The sequence below is a fragment of the Streptomyces sp. CA-288835 genome, assembly GCF_050936385.1.
GTDB lineage: Bacteria > Actinomycetota > Actinomycetes > Streptomycetales > Streptomycetaceae > Streptomyces.
Genome location: NZ_JBNJMW010000001.1, coordinates 8,811,035 through 8,829,763, shown reverse-complemented (window position 1 = coordinate 8,829,763; position 18,729 = coordinate 8,811,035). Strand labels below are relative to the sequence as shown.

Sequence of the window (18,729 nt, the reverse complement as noted above, 5' to 3'; positions counted from 1 at the left end):
AGAAACCTTGGAGGAACAGACCTACGACCCGGTGCTGGGCAGCGAGGCGCTGCCCAAGTGGCGGCTGACGAATCCGCTGCGGCCGCCCGCGCCTGGCCGCGCCCTGGTCCTCGTCCGGGACAGCGGCTCGTCGCTGACGATCCGCAGCGGTGAGGAGATCCCCTCCTCGCGGTTCGGGACGTACCAAAGCGTGTTCACCGTCGACATGACGGAGCACCGGCTCATCCTGGACATCCCCCTGATCAGCCGCGACCCCGCGTTCTCCTTCCGTAGCCGGGTCGACCTGGTGTGCCGGGTCGCCGACCCCGCGAAGGTCGTCCAGCGCGGCATCCGGGATATGAGCGGCGCGTTGTACGGCGTTCTTCGTCAGACGCTGCGCTCGGTCGCCCGGGACTACGACATCGCGGAGTTCCACGAGGCGGAGATGGCCCTCAACGTCGCCCTGGCCACCTTCACCGGCGATGACGCCATCCGGCTGCGCAACATCCAGATCGAGCTACTCATCGACGAGGACGAGATCACCGCCAGCGGGCGGGAGTTCCGTGACGTCGTGCGCGAGACACGGCTCGAGGGTATGCGCCGCAGGCGTCACCTGGACATGATCCGCGAGGAGGGCGTGGACGGGCTGATCGCCGGGATCATGGAGAAGGAGGGCCCACGCGCCGCCCTCGCGTGGATCGAGAAGAACGAGGCGGAGAAGCGGGAGGTCCGCCGCGAGGTCATGCGCATGGTCCTGGAGCGCGGTGACGCCGACCGCGAACCCTTCGAACAGGCCGAGTTGGAGCGTGCGGTCCTCGATGAGGTGCTCCGCGACGGCGACGGACTGTTCGAGGCCGCTACGCGTCGCGGGCGGCTCCGCGGCAGCCTGGCCCGCGCTCTGGAGGCAGGGCCGGACGAGGCGGTGCCCGAATCCGACGATGCCGAGCTCGCACGCGAACCGTTGAAGGGCGAGGTACTCCGCGACTGGTACGACGAGGACGCCGGTCGTCCCTCCTCCCGTGGCGGCACGGACAGTGGGCGGTTGGGCGGTGAGACCGCCCGCCGGTCGCGGGGATTGCGGGACGGACGGGCGACCGGCGCGAGCCGCGTCTCCGGCTCCTCCCGCGTCCCGGGGCCACCCGCCGACGAACCGCTGCCGGAGGCGAGCGGTACGAGCCCGGACCGGCGACCGTCCGAGGCACCGAGCACGAAGGACGCCACGCGGGAGGAGCGTTCCGAGGACGTGCCCACCGCGCGTCGCTCCGCCGACAGCGGGCCCGCGGACGCGAAGCACACCGGCTCCGGCCCGACCACCGATCCGGACGTCGCGTCCTCGGCACCTGCGGCCCCCCGGGTGAGCAGGGTGCGCGGAACCGCCAAGCGCCCACGCGGGGGCACATCCGGCACCTCAGGGCACGACGGGGAGCACCGATGACCGATCACGACCGTTCGGACCGGCGGCCGGCCCCCGCATGCGCGCCGCCCGGCTCGCCGCCGGCCGCCCCGCAGCCGTACCCGTCGGGTTCGGCCGCCTGGTGGGACCCGTCGCCCCAGCCGCCGCGCGCCTCCACGACGGCAGCGGACCCGTCTGGCGCGGCTGGGCGTCCGGTGGTGCGGGCGGAGGAGCGCGGGTCGAGCCCCGACGGGCTCGTGGACCGGACCTCCGCGGACCGGTCGCCGCCGCAGCGGATCTGGTGCGAGAGCCACCCTCGACTGCAGGCCCTGTCCGTGTGGACCGAGCGCGTTCCGGGCCGCGGCGAGGACGCCGAACCCTTCGTCGCCCATCATTCGCTCAGCTTGCAGGGCCTGCTCTCGGTGTTCGACGGGTCCGGCGGCGCCGGCGCCGCACCCGTGTGGCAGGCCCCGGACGGCACGTCCCGTACCAGTGCGTGGGTCGGCGCGCGCGTGGCACGGCTGGCAACCGACTGCTGGTTCCGCGAGGTGTCGACGGGCGGCGAACCGGCCACACCGGAGACCCTGCACGAGTACCTCCAGTACTTCCTGGCATCCGCTCCGCAGCGCCGCAGCAAGATCAGCGGAACCATGCGCCGCCAACTGCCCACCACGCTTGCCGCCGTGCACTACCGCGTACTCGACGCCCAAGGCGGCCTGGAACTGCAGCCGCTGTGGGCCGGGGACTCACGGGCGTACGTCCTGGGCGAGGAGGCCGGCCTGCAGGTGCTGACCCGGGACCACACCCAGGAGAGCGACGCCCTGGAACTCCTGCGCACGGACCCGCCGATGACCAATCTGGTATGCGCCGACCGCGAGTTCGCGATCGACAGCCAGCGGCTGCGGTATCAGATGCCCTGTGTCCTGGTGGTCGCGACCGACGGGTTCTTCGGCTACGTGCACACCCCGCCCGACTTCGAGTGCCTGCTGCTGAGCACGCTGCAACAGGCCCACAACGAGGGCGAGTGGGCCGACCTGATCCGTCGCGAGGTGCAGAGTTACACGGCGGACGACGCCTCGCTCGCCGTACTGGCCCTCGGCTACTCCACGTTCGAGGAACTCCGCGACCGGTTCGGGCCCCGCTACCGGGAGTTGACCGACCGCTACGTACACAGCCGGCCGCGCGGCCTGGACCGCCCGGCCGCCGCGTCCGAAGGCGTCGCGGCACCGGCACCGGCACCGGAGGATCCCGCGAGGCTTCCGGCACGTGTCCGCGACTGGCAGGACACCACGTGGCACACCTACCGGGCCGGCTACGAGATGCATCTGCCGCCCGCACCCGAGGAGCGCGCATGAAGCAGGGCGATGTCATCGGGGGTTACCGCATCACGAGCGAGCCCACGAACGCCAACGGCGGCAAATGCATATGGGCGTTCGCCGAGAAGGGGGGCTCACAGTATTTCGTCAAGAGGTTCCTGGAGCCAAAGCGGCCCCGCGACGACGACACGCGTGATACGCCGAGTCTGCGGATCCGCCGCCAGCTCGCCCGCGAGTTCGAGGAGCGGCACCGGACGATCATGAAGCGGCTGCGCCCGGACGCGCGCGGCGGCGGAAACCTGGTGCTCGCTACGGACTTCTTCCACGAGGGCAGCACGTACTACAAGGTCACGGAACGGATCGACACCTCCAGTCTGGAGAAGCCGCAGGCTCTTGAACCCCGCCAGAAGATGGTGCTGTTGAAGACCCTGGGCATGAGTCTGAAGCAACTCCACGACATCGACGTCGTGCACGGGGACCTCAAACCGCTGAATGTCCTTGTGCAGAAGCGGGACGGCGCCGCGTTCCACACCGCGAAGCTGATCGACTTCGACGACTCGTATGTCTCGGGGAATCCGCCGGACCCTGACGACATTGCGGGCGACTCGGTCTACGGCGCGCCCGAGTGGCGAAGGTATATGCAGCGCGAGGACTCGGCCGGCCCCGAGCATCTGACCTGCGCGGTCGACGTATTCGCACTCGGGCTGATGACCCACCTCTACCTGACGGGCGAACTGCCGCACCACGACAAGCGATATGGCTCGCCGGCCGACGCGGTCAACGCGGGCGAGCAACTCGACCTGGACACCCGCCTGTCGGACACCATGATGGGTCTGCTGCGAGCCATGACCACGCGGACCGCCAGAAGCCGGCCCCGGATGGCGACGTTCCTGAAGACACTCGCCGATCCGAAGGTCTGCGCTCTGCAGCACCGACGCCCCGGCACGGCCACCGTCAAGGGCCCAGCGAGGGAAGCCACCGGCGGGACCGCCGATTCCGGCGCGGCCGAGCCGGCGGATTCCGGCCCACGGACGAGCCGTATCAAGACCAATCTCAAGTCGACGGGACGCCCGGGCGGCAGCCGGACGGCCGAGCGGTCACCGTCACCGTCGCCTTCGAAGCCCGTTCCACCGCCCGCGACCGAGGCAGCGCCTCCCGCGCCCACACCGCCGTCCGAGGGCGCTCCCGCTCCGCGGTCCTCCCGAGTCCGGATCAATCTGGGCAACCGCGATCGCGACTCCGGCCGCGGCTCCTCGTGACCACCCGCCCCGTCCGCCCCACTACCAGGAGAAACCCCGCAATGAGCGCCAACATCGAGCAGTACCAGGGAAATCTGCAGTACGCCGTCGACATCGTGCTGTGCGTCGACGCCACGGGGAGCATGTTCCCCGTCCTCGACAACGTGAAGTCGAGTGCTCTGCAGTTCCACGACCGGCTGAACGACGTGATGGCCAAGAAGGGCAAGGCGATCAGCCAGCTGCGGCTGAAGGTCATCGCCTTCCGTGACTTCGGCGACGACGCCTCGAACGCCATCCAGCAGACCGAGTTCCTCCATCTGCCATCGCAGGCCAGGGACTTCGAGGACTTCGTCCGCGGTATCGACGCCACCGGCGGTGGCGACATCCCCGAGTCGGGCCTGGAGGCGCTCGCTCTGGCGATCAACTCCCCCTGGGAGACGGGGCTCGACCGTCGCCGCCATGTGATCGTGATGTTCACCGACGCGCCCGCCCATCCGCTGGGCACCATCGGCACATCGGCCCCGACGTATCCCGCGGGCATCCCCCGCGGCATCGACGAGCTCTTCGAACAGTGGGGCTATGCCCGCAGTCAGACCGCGGTCATGGAGCAGTCGGCGAAGCGGCTGGTGCTGTTCGCGCCGGACGAGAGCCCCTGGTCGGACCCGATCGCCGAAGAGTGGGACCTCACACTTCACTTCGCCTCCAAGGCTGGCCAGGGCCTGGAGGAGTTCGAGATGGACGAGATCATCGAGACGATCGCGAACAGCCTGTGAAGCTGGACTGGCGGCCGGACTTTCAGCTGGAGTGCGACAGTGACGGCCTTCTGATCCTCGACTGGCACCGGTTCTGCCGGATCACATCGAACGTGCGCCACTGCGCCTCGATCAGGCTGGTGCCACAAGGCCCGGACGGAGCCCACCAGTGGATCTTCCAGTTGCGGGCACAAGAACGTCCGACTCCGGGGCTCCTCGTGATCCGGGTGGACGTTCCGCCGGACCGGGTGCGCGAGGCGGAGGAGTACACCGAGGTGCTGCGGCGCCGCTACGGGGTCCCTGAGCGCCAGGATGACGCCGGCGAGGAAACGGTGCTGGAGCGGACCCCGGTGGACTCGCAGCAGTGGATCGTCGCGCCCGCGGGCCCGGCGTCCGAAGAACTGTTCCAGGACGTGATGGCTCGGGTCGCCGACGACCCCGGCTGAACCTCGCGGCGGCCGGCGGAGATTCACGGTCGGCCCGGTCCCGGACGAACCAACAGGAGGAGAGCAAGGGGTGGCGGCATCGGCCAACTGGCGCTGCGCGGACTGCGACACGTACAACGATCCCGCGGAGACGTCCTGCACGATCTGCGGAGGCATCCGGTCTGCCGCCGCGCCCCGCGCGAGCTCGACCACCCCGAAGCCCGCGGCCAAACGCACCGGCTCGAAGCCGGCGAAGTCCGAGTCCTCCGGCGCGGGTTCGGCCTCACCCAAGTCCACGTCCTCCCGTGCGGGTGGCGCCCGTCCCGCCGCCAAGCGGCCCGGGACCGCGCGGCCGTCCGCCGACTGGCGCTGCACGAAGTGCGACACCAACAACGGGCGGAGGGACCTCTCCTGCATCGTCTGCGGCACGGGATGGAAGACGGCCACCAAGAAGACCGCGCCGAAGACCCCGTCGTCCGGGGATTCCGGAGCCAAGAAGGCGGCAGCCCCGCGCAAGACGACACCCAAGAAACCCACGCCGAAGAGGACGCGGCCCACCACCTCGACGCCCCGGGAGCGAACGCCTCCGAGATCCTCGGGCACCGGCACGTCGGCCGGCGGTGCGCGTCCCCACGCCGGGAGCACCCGTCCGAGCGCCTCTTCCGGCGCACGAACGGACGGAGCCTTCTTCCCCCCGCCGGGCCCCACGGGCTACCGACCGCCCACGGCCCCCTTCGTCGCCCCGACCACTCCGAGTCCGGGCCCGACGTACACCCCGCGCCCCATGCCCCCGCCGCGCCCTGGACGGCCGTCGCCCGCGAAGAAGTCCAACTGGCTGGGCGGCTGCGTCGGGGCCATCGTCATCTGGGGCGTGCTGGGGGCGCTGGTCGAGGGGTGCGAGAACGCCTTCGACTCCGACGGCTCTCCGGACGGCGGCTCCACCCCGGCCAGCACGGCGCCCGCCTGCCCCGGCCGCATCGCGGCGGAACTCCCCAGCGGCGACGGCGCCGAACTGGTCGAGGCGTTCCGCACGGCGAACAAGCAGATCACGTTGTGCCGCACCACGGACGGTTCGCTGTACTACTTCGGCGAGTTCAGCGACCAGCGCGAGAAAGGCATCGCCATGGAAGCCGAGGAGACGTCCGACGGGTATGAGGCCTACAACGACCCGTACCGCTATGTGATCCACGACGGAGTCGTGACCATCTACAACGCGGACACCCAGATCGGCGAGGAGGACCTCACCCCGGAACCGTCACCGTCATGAGCGGGCGTCCCCGTACGCCTCTCCCCCCAGCTCGAACCCCGCCGTCCCCGCCGTGGCATCGGCCAGCCACGCCCGGAACGACTCCACGTCCGCGTCCGGGAGGGCGATTTCGAGGGTGACGGCCTCTCCGTAGCGTACGTCGCGTATCTCGCGGCCCGTCGAGCGCAGGTCGTTCTGTACCTTGCCGGCCCGCTGGTGGTCGACGGTGACGGTGGCGAGACGGAAACGTTTACGTGTGAGGGTGCCGACGGAGTCCAGGGCCTCGCCGACCGCTCCCCCGTATGCCCGGATGAGGCCGCCCGCGCCGAGCTTGACGCCGCCGTAATAGCGGGTGACTACGGCGACGACGTACCGCAGGTCGCGGCGCAGCAGCATCTGGAGCATCGGGACGCCGGCCGTGCCGCCCGGTTCCCCGTCGTCGCTCGCCTTCTGCACGGAGGCGTCGGCGCCGATGACGTACGCGTAGCAGTTGTGCGTGGCGTCCGCGTGCTCCTTGCGGACGGCCGCGATGAACTCCTGGGCCTCCTGTTCGGTGGCCGCCGGGGCGAGCGCGCACAGGAAGCGGGAGCGGTTGACTTCGGTCTCGTGCACGCCTGCGCGGGCCACCGTGCGGTACTCGTCCTGCATCGGGCCAGCGTATGCGCCGCACGGGAAGGGGCCGCACTCGAAAACGTTCCGCACGCGCGCGTGCCTCCCGTCGGGGCCACGCGCCGCGAAAGTCAGCCCTTCTTGTCCCGCATTTTCTTGTCAGGCTTCTTCTTGCCGCGCGGCACGGTCATGTCGGTGAGCAGGGCCATGCCGGGGCCGAGGGACCGCCAGGTGTCGCCGTACCAGGTGAGGACCGCGATCGCCGACGTCGGGAACTTCGTGCGGACCTCGTCCAGCGCGTCATCGAGGCTGTCCCCGGCCAGGGTGAGCACCAGCTCCTCAAGGCCGGGGTTGTGCCCGATCAGCAGCAACGTCCTGATCTCGTCGGCCACTTCGTGCACCGTTGCCAGCAACTCGGGTACGTCGGCCCCGTACAGCCGCGGATCGTGGCGTACGGGAGGAGGTGTGGCCCATTCCGCCGCGGCCAGTTCCCAGGTCTGGCGGGCGCGTACGGCGGTCGAGCAGAGCGCCAGGTCCGGCCGCAGGTCGGCGGCGACGAGGGCGCGGCCGGCTGCCGGGGCGTCGCGGCGGCCACGCGGTGCGAGCGGTCGTTCGTGGTCGGCGACACCGTCCGGCCAGGCCGACTTGGCGTGCCGCAGGATGACGAGGCGGCGGCGCTGGGGCGCTCCGGCGGGCGCGTTCATGACGGGGTCCCGCGGCCGATGTCACGGGTGAGTTCGAGGCCGAGGAGACGGTCGGCGTAGGCGTACGTCTCGAAGCGGGCGCCGTCGGGAACGGTCTGGGAGGTCGCGACTCGGCGCAGTACGTCGAGTACGGCGGGCACGTCCAGGTCGTCCTCCCAGGCGGCGCGCAGCTGCTGGCGTACGGGATCGGGGATGGGACCGGACGGATGCGTGGCCCAGGTGGCGACGGCTCCCCGCCAGTGGCTGAGGACTTTCTCGGCGTCGGCCAGGGCGGCCGGTCCGAGCCGGAGGGGTTCGCTGCGGGGCCGCGCGAGCAGGGCGAGGCGCAGAGCTGAGGGGTCGCCCTCCACGCTGCCCTCTTGCGCCGGGCCGCCGCTTTCGTCATCGGACGGGAACTCGTCGTGCACGGGGGCGACCTCGACGCGTACGCCATCCGGCGCCTCGGCGTCCTCGTCGCCGTCCGGGCCTTCCGAAGCCGCGACCACATGGAGCACCTGTGCCTCGCCCAGCGCCGGTTCGCCGGCCCGGTGGTCTTCGAAGGGCCGGATGCCGAGGGCCGAGGCGCGTTCCCGGAGTTCCGTATGTCCCTCCGGGGCGGTCAGCACCGTCCAGACGGGCGTCCCGTTGAGTTCCAGGGCGCGTACGAGGATGTCGGCGACCAAGAGGACGCGCAGGCCGGTGGTGTCGGCGCGCGGTACATGGGCCTCGACGCGGGTCAGGCCGCGGCGGGCGGGGGCGGCGTCGGCGGGCTGCCCGGTTCGGGCGTCGGTGATACGGAGCACGGGGTGAGCGTAGGCCCGCGGGCGGCCGGGCGCAGGGGGACGTGCGTCATTCGGCAGCCGGGCGTTGGCGGACGCGGCCGCACCCGGTCGATCCGGGCCGCAACGGGTCGGCGGCAGCCCACGAGAGAGTGTCCGATCTGCGGCACTATGGTGCTGTGGCGGCGGTGCTCGAACAGCCCGCGCCCTCGGGCATGTCGGCGGACAAAGGGGTTCGGGCGTGCGGGAGTTGACGGTCATCGAGGCGCCGTCCGTGTTCGGGCTGCGGCCGTCCGGAGTGCAGGATCTGCCGGAGGCGCTGCGCGAGGCCGGACTGCACGACCGCCTCGGGGCGGCGGTGGCTGGGAGGGTCGAGTCGGCCGCGTACGACCCGAAGCGGGACGCCGACACCGGAGTGCTCAACCCGGTCGGCATCGCGCGGTACTCCGTCGAGCTGGCCGATGCCGTGGGCGGCGTACTGGACCGGGGCGGCTTCCCCGTGGTCCTCGGCGGCGACTGCAGCATCCTGCTCGGCAATCTTCTCGCCCTGCGCCGCCGGGGGCATTACGGCCTGCTGTTCCTCGACGGCCACACCGACTTTTACCAGCCGTCCGCGGAGCCGACCGGCGAGGCGGCCTCGATGGAACTCGCCCTGGCCACCGGACGCGGGCCCAGCCTGCTGACCGACCTGGAGGACCGTGGTCCGCTGCTGAGGGACGAGGACGTCGTCGCTCTCGGCTTCCGCGACACCGAGGAGTCCACCGCGGCCGGGATGCAGCCGCTGCCGCCGGGACTGCACGCGCTGGACCTCGATGCGGTACGGGCCCTCGGCGCCGAAACCGCCGCGCGTCAAGCGGTTGAACGGCTCAGCGGGGGCGGAAGCGGCGGTTACTGGGTCCATCTCGACGTCGACGTACTGGACGACGCCGTGATGCCCGCGGTCGACTACCGCATCCCCGGCGGACTGACCTGGACGGAACTCGAGGCCGTGCTCCGGACCGCGTTCGCCGGCGAACGAGCCGTCGGCTTCGACGTCACGATCTTCAACCCCCGCCTCGACCCCGACGGCAGCATCGCCGCCCGCCTCACCGAGTGCCTGTGCCGTGGCCTGTCGGCGCGACGCACCGATCAGTGAAACCTGCCGTCAGTCGGCGGGCTTCTCCCAGACCGAGACATGCTTGCGGCTCTCGCTGGTGAACGGCGCCCGGTCCCAGTCCTCCCAGCGGTCGCGCAGCCGCAGTCCGGCGAGCCGGGCCATCAGGTCCAGTTCCGACGGCCACACGTACCGGAACGGGTAGTACTCGTGCTCGGCGCGCCCGTCGACGATCGTGACGTAGTTCGAGCTCATCGCCTGGGTGGCGACGTCGTAGATGTCGAATGCCCACTTGGTCTGGCTGATGTGGAACGGCACGGCGTTCTGCCCCGGCGGCAGCCGGCGCAGCTCCGGCATCCCCACCTCGATGACGAAGCAGCCGCCAGGCCGCAGATGCGCGGCGGCGTTCTCGAAGCAGGCCACCTGGGCGTCCTGCGTCGTCAGATTGTTGATCGTGTTGAAGACCAGGTAGGCGACCGCGAACGTGCCCTCCACCCGTGTGGTGGCGAAGTCGCCGATCGTCACCTCGACGTTGTCCCCGCCGGGCTTGGCGCGCAGCCGGGCCACCATGGCCTGCGACATGTCGATGCCGTGGACCTGGATGCCGCGCCGGGCCAGCGGCAGTGCGAGCCGGCCGGTGCCGACGCCGAGTTCGAGCGCCCTGCCGTCGCCGGCGAGCCCAGCCAGCAGGTCGACCGCCGGATCCACCGCCTCCGGGCGGGACATCTCCGCCACCGCCTCGTCGTAGCCGGCCGCCACCTTTTCCCCGAAGTAGCCGTCCTCATCAAGCATTTGGGGACCGTACCGCCGACGGCCCGGCCGACGCCCGCGATTTTTCGGCGGCTTCTGATCAGTTCCTGTCGTCCACGGCGCCGGCCGGGCAAGGCTCACCCCGGTACGTACCGAAGGACCACCTGTTGCCCTCGGGATCCGCGATCTGGAACTCGCGGCTGCCGTACGGCTGGTCCTCGATCTCGCGGAGGATCTTCACTCCGGCCGCGCGCAGCTTCTCGTAGAGGTCGTCGACCCGGTCGGTGACGACATACGCGCCGAAGGTGCCCGGCTGCAGGGACCATGGCTTGCTGTCCGGGGCGTACGAGCCGAGCATGATCCCGCCGCCCTCGGGCCAGTCGAGTTGGGCATGGGCGACCTGGTCGCCGTCCTCGTAGACGGCGGTGCGCAGAAAGCCGACGGTGTCGACGAGGAAGTCGATCAGGGCGGGTGCGTCGTGTGCCTGGAGCGTCGGCCAGACGCTGGGGGAACGCTGCTGCTGGGTTGCCTGGGTTGCTGTCGTGTTCGTGGTCATGCCTCCTACTGTTCGCCGCTCCGGTGGCCTCCGGCTTGGATATTCCGGCACTCTTCGGCGAGCCAGGCGGTGGGGCTGACGCCGGTGTACTGGTGGAAGTCCCGTACCAGGTGGGAGTGGTCGTAGTAGCCGCAATCGGCCGCGATCCGCGCCAGGTTCGGCGAGGCTCCCTCGGTGACGCCGCGGACGACGATGCTCTTCGCGTGCTCGAAGCGCATCAGCCGGGCGGCCTGCTTGGGGCTCAGGCCGGTCTCGGCCCGGAAGAGCGTGGTGAGGCGGCGCGGACTGAGCGCCACATGCTCGGCCAGCCCGTTCAGGGTGCCGGCCCCGCGGTGCCGGGCCAGCCAGGCCCAGGCCTCCCCGACCTCGGGCCGCACCCGCCCGCCCTCCTCCGAACGGGACACCTGCCCTCTCAAGTACGAGGCGAGCAGGGCGAACCGCGCCTCCCACCCCGTCTGCTCCAGCAGCCGCTCATGAAGCTCCGCACCCCGCCGGCCCAGCACATCCGTCCCCGACACGACGATCTGGTCCGCGAGCGCACCCGCCGGCAGCCCGAGCAGCCTGCGCGCCGCCAGGGGATGCAGGGCCAGCTGGATGCCTGCCTCGTGCTCCGGCTGGATCACATACGCCGGGCGCTGGTGCAGCCCGCCCATCACGATGTCGGTGCGTACCGCGTCGTCGCCGCGCGCCTGCTCGGGGGTGAGCCCGCTGGTCACGGGCCCGTCCAGCGAGAAGATCAAGGTCAGAAACGGTGAGGGCAGCCCTCGGTGCAGGGCGGGCTGCACCCCTCGGGAGCGGTAACCCACCGCGGACACGACCAGGCCCGAGAGCCCGGGCGCACCCCGCACGAACTCCCGCACTGCCTCGCCGTCCCACCCCGATCCGTGCGCCATACGGCCAGTATGCGAGGCCCGACCCGGGCTTGCCGAGTGGGCGGGAATCACCGCTGCCCGCCCGCTGTTGCCTGCCAGAGCAGGCACCGCAGGACGCCCCAAGGAGGCCGAACGTGTACGGCGACTCAGCTACGGTCCGCAAGATCCTCACCGAGCTCGGTGACACCTGGGCGGTCGTCGGACTGTCGACGAACGAGCGCCGGGCGGCCTACGGAGTCGCCGACGTCCTGAAGCGCTACGGCAAGCGCATCGTCCCCGTACATCCGAAGGCCGAGACGGTCCACGGGGAGAAGGGGTACGCGTCGCTGGCGGACATCCCCTTCGACGTGGACGTGGTCGATGTGTTCGTCAACAGTGACCTGGCCGGTCCCGTCGCCGACGAAGCCGTCGCCATCGGTGCGAAGGCCGTGTGGTTCCAGCTGGGCGTCATCGACGAGGCGGCGTACGAACGCACTCGCGCGGCGGGGCTCGACATGGTCATGGACCGCTGCCCAGCCATCGAGATTCCGCGGCTCGGCTGAGACCGGCATTCCGGCTCGCCTGAGACCGGCCACCCCTCGGCCGAGTCCGGCGAGCCATCAGCCCGTTCTCAGCGATTCTGGCGCGAGGTCACGGTGAACTGCGCCCCGTCGGGATCCCGGAGCACCGCCTCCGTCGGGGGCACCTCCGTGTGTGAGGTGCCGACCCGGACGACGGTGCCGCCGTGGGCCCGCGCGGCGGCGACGCAGGCCTCGACGTCGGGGACCGCGAAGTGGATCTGCCAGTGCGGCCGGATCGTGGGATCGGGCGCCGCCTCCACGGCGCCGGAGTGGATCCGCGCCACGACTCCGCCCTCACTGCGCAGGACGACCTCGTCCGCCTCGTAGTGGACCTCGCAGCAGCCGGGCTTCTTGGAGGCCCACTCGAGGACCTCGCCGTAGAACATGGCGGCGTCGAAGGCGTCGCGGGTGTGCAGTCGTACGAAGGCCGGGGCGGCCCGGCGCCAGGACTCCCAGCCGGAGATCAGCCGGCCCTCCCAGATGCCGAACACCGCTCCGTCGCGGTCCGCGAGGAGTGCGGCCCGGCCCGGCGGGAACGCGATCGGGCCGACCGCTGTCGTCCCGCCGCGTTCCTGCCCCCGGGCCACGGCCTCGTCCGCGCTGGACACGGCGAAGTAGGGGGTCCAGGCGACGGCCATCTGCCACATGGACGCCACGGGCGCGATTCCCGCGACCGGCACCTCGTTGGCGTAGGCGATGCGGAACCGGTCGCCCAGCGGGATCGACCGGAACTTCCAGCCGAAGACCGCGTGGTAGTAGTCCTCCGCGGCGGCTTCGTCGCGTGCCGTGAGGCTGACCCAGCACGGGGCGCCGAAGACCGACTGACTGGTGATGACATCGTCTTGGACTGTGGTGTCACGGTTCATGGCCGTTCCGTCCTGCGTTCCTGGCTTCCTGACCGGTGTACTCAGCCACCGGTGCCGAATCGCTCCCAGACGCGGTGCTCGCCCAGCAGCCGGGTGATCTGTTCCAGGGCGCTCGTGCCGCTCTGCGCGGACACGACGCCCGGCGCACCGGCCGGGACGCCCGCGGCATCGAGGGCGGTTTCGGCACCCGCCCAGCCGCCGATGGCCTTCCCGTGCCGGTAGGCCTCCGACAGCATCAGAAGCACCCGCGGGTCCGTGGTTGCTTCCGTACCAGCATCCCCCGCCTTGGCGTCTCGCGCTCCATAGGCGTCGGCGCCGGGTCCCGGAGCGCCCGCCAGCAGGACGGCGTCGTACTCCACTGACCGGGCCGTCGCGAAGGTGCGCTGCACCTGGACGGGCTCGCCCTCCGCGTCGAGCTTGCCGCCGGCGGGGGCGATCACCAGCGGGACCATGCCCGCGTCGAGGACGGCCCGGCGCACGGTGCGTACGCCGTCGAGGTCGCCGCGTTCGTCGGTGACGATGCCGATGACGCGCCCGTCCAGCGGCCAAGTGTGGCCCAGCTGGGAGAGGGCGGGGCTGGGTTCGGCGTCCGTCAGCGGAACGGTGGCCTCGGGTGCGGGCAGGCCGAGGCCGGTGGCGACCTGCTCGCACAGTTCGGGGTCGATGTTGGCGAGCACCTGGAGCCCGCGCTCCTTGACGGCCTGCTCGTAGCACTTGCCCAGCTCGAAGGTGTACGCCGCGATGATGTGCTCGCGCTCCACCGGGGACATGCTGCGCCAGAAGAGCCGGGGCTGGCTGAAGTGGTCCGAGAAGGAGGCCGGGGCCTCGCGTTGCTTCCGGCCTGTCGGCACCTCCACGGGCGTCTCGATGTACGCGCCGGTGTCGGCGCCCGCGAGGAACGGGCAGCCTCCGTCGAGGGAGTTGGGCCGGTAGGGCGCGGCTCCGGTGTGGACGGCCGTCTGGTGCATGCCGTCCCGGTGCATGTCGTTGACCGGGGTGTGGGGGCGGTTGACGGGGAGCTGTGCGAAGTTCGGCCCGCCGAGGCGGCTGATCTGGGTGTCCAGGTAGGAGAAGAGCCGGCCGGCCAGCAGCGGGTCGTCGGTGATGTCGATGCCGGGCACGAGGTGGCCGGGGTGGAAGGCGACCTGCTCGGTCTCGGCGAAGAAGTTCGACGGGTTGGCGTTCAGCGTCAGCAGGCCCACGGGCTGTACGGGCGCCAGTTCCTCCGGGACGATCTTCGTCGGGTCGAGCAGGTCGATGCCCTCGAAGGTCTGCTCGGCGTTGTCTGGGAAAGTCTGGATACCCAGCTCCCACTGCGGGTAGGCGCCCGCCTCGATGGCGTCGGCGAGGTCGCGCCGGTGGAAGTCCGGGTCGATGCCGTTGATGAGCTGCGCCTCCTCCCACACCAGGGAGTGCACGCCGAGCTTCGGCTTCCAGTGGAACTTCACCAGCGTGGTGGCGCCCTCGGCGTTGACCAGCCGGAAGGTGTGGACGCCGAAGCCCTCCATCATGCGGAACGAGCGCGGGACGGCCCGGTCGGACATGTTCCACAGCGTGTGGTGGGTGGCCTCGGTGTGCAGCGTGACGAAGTCCCAGAACGTGTCGTGGGCGCTCTGCGCCTGCGGGATCTCGCGGTCCGGGTGCGGCTTTCCGGCGTGGATGATGTCCGGGAACTTGACCGCGTCCTGGATGAAGAACACCGGGATGTTGTTCCCGACGAGATCGAAGGTGCCCTCGCCGGTGTAGAACTTCGTCGCGAAGCCCCGGGTGTCGCGCACCGTGTCCGAGGAGCCGCGCGAGCCGAGCACCGTGGAGAACCGTACGAACACCGGGGTCTCGGCCTCGCCGGTGAGGAAGGCCGCCTTGGTGACCTTCGCGGCGGTGCCATAACTCCGGAAGACACCGTGCGCGGCGGCCCCGCGCGCGTGCACGACCCGCTCGGGGATGCGCTCGTGGTCGAAGTGAGTGATCTTCTCCCGCAGATGGTGGTCCTGCAGCAGCACCGGCCCGCGCTCACCGGCCTTCAGTGAGTGGTCGGTGTCGTAGAGCCTGGCTCCCTGGGCCGTCGTCAGGTAGGCGTCACCCTGGGCGTTGGCGGACGGGTCGGCGCCGGTGGTCTGTCCGGTGGGGCTGACCGTCTCGGGGGCGCTCTGGTCGGGCTTGGGCGGGAGGGGTGCGTGGGGTTCGGTCGGTTCGGCGACCGACGGCGTGTGCGGTCCTGGCTTGCCGGGGACGCCGTCCGCCGGGCCGTCTTCGCGCAGTACGTCGGCGGCCTTGTGCGCAGCGGTCTTCAGCGGGTTCTTGTCGCTCATCGCACTTCCAACTGTCGGGGAGTGGTCTGCGCCGCCTGGGTACCCGCGACCGGCCCCCTGAACCAACCGGACCTCGGCTGACCCCGTGCCGCGCGGAGCGCTCAGTCCTCGCCCAGGACGATGTTGCTCTGCAGGTCGCCCGGCTCCTGCTCACCCCGCTCGTCCCGGCGGGCCCCGCGAGCGGCGGGGACAGGGCGCGTACCGTCTTCGGTCCCGCGCTCCGTGATCTCCGGCTCGACGCCGGACGGCTCGAGGTCTGCACCGGTGCCGGTTTCCATGGGGGCACCTCCTACGTCAAGTGCTCGTGACTGCGAGTACCCGGCGCCCGCGTTCGAAACGGGCGGTGCGTTCCGCGCCCGGCCGGAGCGGAGGCTTCGGTCCGCGGTTCGGGGGGACTCGGGGCGCATGACCGAGAAGGCAGACATCCGCGGCTCGTACTGGATCGACACGGCGCCCGGTGAGACGTATCCGCCGCTCGAGACGGATGTGACCGTCGACGTGGCCGTGGTCGGCGCGGGCATCGCCGGACTGAGCGCTGCCTGGGAGCTCGCCCGCGCCGGGCGCAGTGTCGCGGTCCTGGAGGCCGACCGGGTCGCCGCGGGCGTCACCGGCCACACCACAGCGAAGCTGTCCGCCCAGCACACGCTGATCTACGACCGGCTGCGCCGCACCCGTGGCCCGGAGGCGGCGCACCTGTACGCACGCTCGCAGACCGAGGCGATCGAGCACGCGGCGGCCCTCGTCGACGAGCTGCGCATCGACTGCGACTGGGAACGCAGGAGCGCGTTCACCTACACCCGCGACGAGCGCCGGGCCGGCGAGATCCGTGCCGAGGCGGAAGCCGCCCGCGAGGCCGGACTGGACGCCGAGTTCGTGACCGAGACCGGTCTGCCGTACCCCGTGGCGGGCGCGGTACGGGTCGCGCACCAGGCCCAGTTCCACCCGCGCAAGTACCTCCTCGCCCTCGCCGACGATCTACGGGCCCGGGGCGCCCACATCCACGAACGCACCCGGATCCTCGGCCTCGAAACGGGCTCCGCCTGCCGTCTCACGGCCGAGACCGGCGCACAGGTGACCGCCGGCGCGGTCGTGATCGCCACGCACTACCCGGTCTTCGACCGGGCGCTCCTGTTCACCCGGCTCTCCCCGCGCCGCGAACTCGTCGTGGCCGCACCGATCGCGGCGGACCGGGACCCCGACGGCATGTACATCACGCCCGAGGAGGACACCCGCTCGGTCCGCACCGCCCCCTACAAGGACGGCCAACGGCTCCTGATCGTCACCGGCGAACACTTCACCCCCGGCACCGGCGACACCGACAAACGCTTCGCCCGCCTCACCGACTGGGCCGAGGAGCACTTCCCCGACATCACGCCCACCTACCGCTGGGCCACGCAGGACAACGACTCCACCGACACCGTCCCGCTCGTAGGCCCACTGCCCCCACTCTCCCGCCACGCGTACGTGGCGACCGGCTTCGGCGGCTGGGGCCTCAGCGGCGGCATCATGGCCGGCCGCCTCCTGTCCGGCCTCATCACCGGCGACCGCCCACCGTGGGCCGAACTGTACGATCCGCGCCGCCTGCGCTCCGTACTCCGCGAGGCCCCCGCCTTCCTCAGGCACCAGGCAACCGTGGCCCGCCACTTCGTAGGCGACCGCATCCCCCCGTCCCACGCGGACTCCCTGACCGACATCGCCCCCGGCACGGGCGCCGTAGTCCGCCACGGCGGCCAACGCTGCGCTGTGTATCGCGACGAGGACGGCAGCCTGCACTCCGTCTCCGCGAGGTGTACGCACATGGGGTGCCTGGTCGCGTTCAACGCGGCAGAACGCGCCTGGGAGTGCCCGTGCCACGGCTCCCGCTTCGACACGGACGGCAGGGTGGTACAGGGCCCGGCGACGCACGCCTTGGAACAGCGCGAAGTCCGCGAGGCGGAGCCGCAGGAGGACTGACGGTTCCTGTGCGATACCGCGCCCCTAAGGAGGCCGCAGGCCTTCTTAGGGGCGCGGGGAACTGCGCGACCAGCCACGACGAACCCGCAGCGTCAAAACTGCCCTACGCAGCGCAGCTAGTGCCGCATCAGGCAAGGTTCGCCCTGTCGTGATGTGTCGCCCGCGCAACTGCCCCGGCCAGCCCGCCGGGTTCGGGGACCAACGCCTCGAGGGAGGCAGATGAGGGTAGGCTCCTCTCGTCAGGCCCATCTTGCCGTCGAAGATCCGATTGATGAAGCGCTTTCGAATTGAGTAGCACCGAGCGCGGGGCAGCACCCGGGACGGAGAGTGCTGCTCGCATGTATGCAGCACCGACTCGACGTCCTCCGGGTGTTACGCCACAGTCCCTGCCCTCGGCGTGGCTCGTCGCTTCTTCCACCGGCCCCACGTCGAGGGGGACGTGTCGTGGTCCTTCTGCGTGGCCTGGGTCGGATCCTTATGCTCCGCCTTTGCGGCGGCGAGGTGCGGCCGAGCGAGACGGCGTCGAGCGCATGTGGTCGCGTACCGGCGCCAGCAGGCCGGCGAGAGCCTTGACGTCGTCGCGCGAAAGCGGCTCGAACAGGAGGCCGCTGACTACCTCGACGTGACCCGGCAGCACCTTCGCAAGCAGCGCACGCCCGGCATCGGTGATGGTGACGGTGATGCTCCGCTCGTCGTCCGGCGAGGGAGCGCGGATGACCAGGCCCTTCTTCTCGAGCAGATCCACCTGGTATGTCAGGCCGCTGCGGCTGTAGACGACGCCGTCGGCCAGGTCGGTCATGCGGTGACTGCCCGTCGGCGAGTCCCCGAGGCGGGCCAGGAGCTGGAACTGCACATAGCTGAGTTCGCCGGCCTCGCGCAGCTGCTGCTCGACGGCATGCCGGAGCAGGCTGGTCACCTCGATGAGGTCGAAGTAAGTGCCGAGCTGCACGGGGTCGAGCGACGGCGGTGAATCAGGCATGACCGTAGTCTACTGCTTCGAATTCGAAGAGTGTGGGGTGCCGACTTCCAGTTATCGCAGGCGGCGTTGGAACCGAACTTCTCCGCGTGTTTCGATGCCATCCCGGCCGGGTGTATTGAGCCGGACGCGAGGGACTCACGGGTCTGATGTCGTGACCTCGTGCGCGCACGGTGTGGGCAGTGTTGGGCCCGGCTGAGCACCGCAGAACATGGAGATCGGGCAGTGGTGCGGCGCAGGGTTACGAGCAGAAGGACGGCGCCGCCGCCCACAGATCTCGAGGACCGGCCATGAACATCCCTTACCTCGCGCAACGTCGTCCGCGGCCCTCCCCGGTGACGGCACGACGGCCCGGCCGCGAGGAGGAAGCC

General features: G+C 70.9%; 19 protein-coding genes. 9 read left to right on the top strand and 10 right to left on the bottom strand.

Going from position 1 to position 18,729, the window contains the following annotated elements:
* Positions 1 to 7: 7 nt before the first annotated feature.
* The 6 genes from ACQEVY_RS39885 (at position 8) to ACQEVY_RS39860 (ending at position 6,370) form a co-directional block, all read left to right on the top strand.
* Positions 8 to 1,414, top strand: coding sequence for a hypothetical protein (locus ACQEVY_RS39885; RefSeq protein ID WP_432954709.1), 1,407 nt, complete (start codon positions 8 to 10; stop codon positions 1,412 to 1,414).
* Entirely contained in the window at positions 1,411 to 2,727 is a 1,317-nt protein-coding gene (locus ACQEVY_RS39880) for a serine/threonine protein phosphatase (protein ID WP_432954707.1), read from the top strand. The genes ACQEVY_RS39885 and ACQEVY_RS39880 overlap by 4 nt, the downstream gene beginning before the upstream one ends.
* Entirely contained in the window at positions 2,724 to 3,947 is a 1,224-nt protein-coding gene (locus tag ACQEVY_RS39875; protein ID WP_432954705.1) for a protein kinase domain-containing protein, read from the top strand. The genes ACQEVY_RS39880 and ACQEVY_RS39875 overlap by 4 nt, the downstream gene beginning before the upstream one ends.
* A 41-nt stretch (positions 3,948 to 3,988) precedes the next feature.
* A complete protein-coding gene (locus ACQEVY_RS39870; RefSeq protein WP_432954704.1) occupies positions 3,989 to 4,699 on the top strand; it encodes a vWA domain-containing protein in 711 nt (236 codons plus the stop codon).
* Positions 4,696 to 5,124, top strand: coding sequence for a hypothetical protein (locus ACQEVY_RS39865; RefSeq protein WP_432954702.1), 429 nt, complete (start codon positions 4,696 to 4,698; stop codon positions 5,122 to 5,124). Before ACQEVY_RS39870 ends, ACQEVY_RS39865 begins: the two co-directional genes overlap by 4 nt.
* A gap of 70 nt (positions 5,125 to 5,194) precedes the next feature.
* On the top strand, positions 5,195 to 6,370 hold the full coding sequence (locus ACQEVY_RS39860) for a hypothetical protein (protein ID WP_432954700.1): 1,176 nt from the start codon (positions 5,195 to 5,197) through the stop codon (positions 6,368 to 6,370).
* Here the strand turns inward: ACQEVY_RS39860 and ACQEVY_RS39855 are convergent.
* From ACQEVY_RS39855 to ACQEVY_RS39845, 3 genes are all read right to left on the bottom strand, one after another.
* Positions 6,365 to 6,997 (bottom strand): YigZ family protein, encoded by a 633-nt coding sequence (locus tag ACQEVY_RS39855; protein ID WP_432954698.1) that lies wholly within the window; start codon positions 6,995 to 6,997, stop codon positions 6,365 to 6,367. The two genes, ACQEVY_RS39860 and ACQEVY_RS39855, sit on opposite strands and share 6 nt — an antisense overlap.
* A gap of 92 nt (positions 6,998 to 7,089) precedes the next feature.
* On the bottom strand, positions 7,090 to 7,662 hold the full coding sequence (locus ACQEVY_RS39850) for a SixA phosphatase family protein (protein ID WP_432954696.1): 573 nt from the start codon (positions 7,660 to 7,662) through the stop codon (positions 7,090 to 7,092).
* Positions 7,659 to 8,444, bottom strand: a complete 786-nt coding sequence (locus tag ACQEVY_RS39845) for a hypothetical protein (protein WP_432954694.1) — start codon at positions 8,442 to 8,444, stop codon at positions 7,659 to 7,661. The genes ACQEVY_RS39850 and ACQEVY_RS39845 overlap by 4 nt, the downstream gene beginning before the upstream one ends.
* Before the next feature lie 217 nt (positions 8,445 to 8,661).
* Here ACQEVY_RS39845 and ACQEVY_RS39840 point away from each other — a divergent pair, with 217 nt between their 5' ends.
* Positions 8,662 to 9,555: an arginase family protein gene (locus tag ACQEVY_RS39840; RefSeq protein ID WP_432954693.1), complete on the top strand. Its 894-nt coding sequence runs from the start codon at positions 8,662 to 8,664 to the stop codon at positions 9,553 to 9,555.
* Positions 9,556 to 9,564: 9 nt separating this feature from the next.
* On the opposite strand, the gene ACQEVY_RS39835 is transcribed toward ACQEVY_RS39840, so the two are convergent.
* The 3 genes from ACQEVY_RS39835 to ACQEVY_RS39825 are packed head-to-tail and all read right to left on the bottom strand — an operon-like array spanning position 9,565 to position 11,712.
* Positions 9,565 to 10,305: a class I SAM-dependent DNA methyltransferase gene (locus tag ACQEVY_RS39835; RefSeq protein ID WP_432954691.1), complete on the bottom strand. Its 741-nt coding sequence runs from the start codon at positions 10,303 to 10,305 to the stop codon at positions 9,565 to 9,567.
* A 58-nt stretch (positions 10,306 to 10,363) separates the two neighbouring features.
* Positions 10,364 to 10,819 carry a VOC family protein gene (locus ACQEVY_RS39830; RefSeq protein WP_432954689.1) on the bottom strand — a complete coding sequence of 152 codons (456 nt, stop codon included), beginning with the start codon at positions 10,817 to 10,819 and terminating at the stop codon, positions 10,364 to 10,366.
* A 5-nt stretch (positions 10,820 to 10,824) separates the two neighbouring features.
* Positions 10,825 to 11,712 (bottom strand): helix-turn-helix domain-containing protein, encoded by an 888-nt coding sequence (locus ACQEVY_RS39825; protein WP_432954687.1) that lies wholly within the window; start codon positions 11,710 to 11,712, stop codon positions 10,825 to 10,827.
* Between the two features lie 113 nt (positions 11,713 to 11,825).
* On the opposite strand from ACQEVY_RS39825, the gene ACQEVY_RS39820 reads away from it, so the two are divergent.
* Positions 11,826 to 12,233: a CoA-binding protein gene (locus ACQEVY_RS39820; protein ID WP_432954685.1), complete on the top strand. Its 408-nt coding sequence runs from the start codon at positions 11,826 to 11,828 to the stop codon at positions 12,231 to 12,233.
* A 68-nt stretch (positions 12,234 to 12,301) separates the two neighbouring features.
* On the opposite strand, the gene ACQEVY_RS39815 is transcribed toward ACQEVY_RS39820, so the two are convergent.
* From ACQEVY_RS39815 to ACQEVY_RS39805, 3 genes are all read right to left on the bottom strand, one after another.
* Entirely contained in the window at positions 12,302 to 13,117 is an 816-nt protein-coding gene (locus ACQEVY_RS39815) for a VOC family protein (protein WP_165342812.1), read from the bottom strand.
* Positions 13,118 to 13,158: 41 nt separating this feature from the next.
* Positions 13,159 to 15,429 (bottom strand): catalase, encoded by a 2,271-nt coding sequence (locus ACQEVY_RS39810; RefSeq protein ID WP_432954683.1) that lies wholly within the window; start codon positions 15,427 to 15,429, stop codon positions 13,159 to 13,161.
* Positions 15,430 to 15,530: 101 nt separating this feature from the next.
* Positions 15,531 to 15,707 (bottom strand): hypothetical protein, encoded by a 177-nt coding sequence (locus ACQEVY_RS39805; RefSeq protein WP_432954681.1) that lies wholly within the window; start codon positions 15,705 to 15,707, stop codon positions 15,531 to 15,533.
* A gap of 127 nt (positions 15,708 to 15,834) precedes the next feature.
* On the opposite strand from ACQEVY_RS39805, the gene ACQEVY_RS39800 reads away from it, so the two are divergent.
* Positions 15,835 to 17,382, top strand: coding sequence for an FAD-dependent oxidoreductase (locus ACQEVY_RS39800; RefSeq protein ID WP_432954680.1), 1,548 nt, complete (start codon positions 15,835 to 15,837; stop codon positions 17,380 to 17,382).
* A 475-nt stretch (positions 17,383 to 17,857) separates the two neighbouring features.
* Here the strand turns inward: ACQEVY_RS39800 and ACQEVY_RS39795 are convergent, their stop codons facing one another.
* Entirely contained in the window at positions 17,858 to 18,361 is a 504-nt protein-coding gene (locus ACQEVY_RS39795) for a MarR family winged helix-turn-helix transcriptional regulator (RefSeq protein WP_432954679.1), read from the bottom strand.
* Positions 18,362 to 18,729 lie beyond the last annotated feature (368 nt).